This window comes from Rhodopseudomonas sp. (genome assembly GCF_013377015.1).
In the GTDB taxonomy this organism is placed as follows: Bacteria; Pseudomonadota; Alphaproteobacteria; order Rhizobiales; family Xanthobacteraceae; genus JARJEH01.
In genome coordinates, this window is sequence record NZ_JACABA010000021.1 from 1 (window position 1) to 1886 (window position 1886).

The following is a 1886-nucleotide window of genomic DNA, read 5'->3' on the forward strand; positions in this document are numbered from 1 at the left end:
GCCCAGTGGTCTGGATGCACTGCGCACAGGCAGGTTTGTTCGTAGATCGCATCGAAGGGTTTGGCAGGCTGATAGTCGAGTACGTTCGCCTGCACGACTTCGGCCTGCAATCCGTTGTCGGCAAGCAGGGCGCGCGTGGTTTCGACGGCGACTGGAGTGTAGTCGATGGCGGTGACGTCGAAGCCACGACTGGCGAATTCAGCAACCTCCCAGCCCGCACCGCAGCCGGGGACGACGATGCGGCAGGGGCTTAGTTCGCCCGAATCGAGCCACGCCAGCAACTGGTGGTTCGACTTGCCGCGATCCCAGGTCGCATGGCGGTTAGCAAACTTTTCCTGCCAGAACTCGGGCGTGGGACCGGGCGTTGATCTGCTCACTTGCCCGCGACCTCGAATTCGACGAGCTCGGCGCCGTCGGTAACCTGATCGCCGACGCCGAAGCGGAAGGACTTCACCGTACCGGCCGCCGGCGCGGCGATGGTGTGTTCCATCTTCATGGCTTCGAGGATCAAGAGCGGCGTACCTTTCTCGACCTTGTCGCCGGGCTTGGCAATGAGGGCGATGACCTTGCCGGGCATGGGCGCGGTCAGGCCGCCCTCGGCACCGCCGCCTTCGCCCGCCTGGAACAGCGGGTCGACGGCGGAAAAGATGAAGGCACGACCATGCAGGAAGATGTGGCGCTTCTCGCCGGCGATGACCACCGTCGCGTTGATGCGACGACCCGCGAGGCTGGCGCGTAACTGGCCGCCTGGCTTGAGTTCGCCGCCGGCAGGCGTCGCCTGTCCGTCAAGTTCGAGCACGTAGTCGCGTCCGGCGTAGGCGACGCCGACGGATTTATCTGTCTCGCCGGCGCGGAAGGCGAGCGAGCGCCGGGCGGCACTGTTCATGCGCCAGCCGTCACGCACACGCCACGGCGAATAGGGATCGTCATCACCGGGGGCGACTTCATTGGCGACGACCTGCTCGCGCAGCAGTTCGGCGAGCGCCGCGACCAGCCAGGCATCGGTCGGCACTTCGCCGGTGCCGCCGGCGGGGAAAAGGAAATCCTTTTCGCGTTCGATCAGCGCGGTATCGAGATCGGCATGGGCGAAGGCCGGGCAGGCCACCAGCCGCGAGAGGAAACCGACGTTGTTGGAAACGCCGACGATGCGGTATTGCGCCAGGGCCTGCAGCATGCGGGCAAGGGCACGTTCGCGCGTTTCGTCCCAGACGATGAGCTTGGCGATCATCGGATCGTAGTGTGGGGAGATCTCGTCGCCCTGCTCCACACCGGTGTCGACGCGCACGTGCAGCGACTCTTCCGGCGGCGCCAGATGCACCAGTCGCCCCGTGGAAGGCAGGAAGCCCTTGTCCGGATCTTCGGCGTAAATGCGCGCTTCGAGTGCATGGCCGCGAATCGCCAGTTGCTCCTGCGCCAGCGGCAGCGGCTCACCGGCGGCGACGCGCAATTGCCACTCGACGAGGTCGAGGCCGGTGATCATCTCGGTGATCGGGTGTTCGACCTGGAGGCGCGTGTTCATTTCCATGAAGTAGAACGTGCCGTCCTGATTGACGATGAATTCAACAGTGCCCGCGCCTACATAGCCGACGGCACGCGCCGCATCCGTGGCGGCCTTGCCCATGGCGGCGCGGCGCGCGGGTGTCATGCCCGGTGCCGGCGCTTCTTCCAGCACCTTCTGGTGGCGGCGCTGCACGGAGCAGTCACGCTCGAACAGGTGCACCACATTGCCATGTGTGTCCCCGAATATCTGGAACTCGATATGACGCGGCTGTTGCAGGTACTTTTCGATCAGCACATGTTCGTCGCCGAAGGACGACTTGGCTTCGCGCTTGCAGGAAGCGAGCGAGTCGAGAAACTCTTCGCTCTTCGATACCGCACGCATGCCC

At 64.8% G+C, this 1886-nt stretch carries 2 protein-coding genes; both read right to left on the reverse strand.

The window, feature by feature from the left end; genetic code table 11:
* A partial coding sequence (locus tag HXX15_RS23040) for a methyltransferase domain-containing protein (protein WP_296519241.1) occupies positions 1-377 on the reverse strand: 377 nt, incomplete at its 3' end.
* Positions 374-1886: biotin/lipoyl-containing protein (locus tag HXX15_RS23045; RefSeq protein WP_296519242.1), on the reverse strand; the 1513-nt coding region annotated here is incomplete at its 5' end. The genes HXX15_RS23045 and HXX15_RS23040, both read right to left, overlap by 4 nt.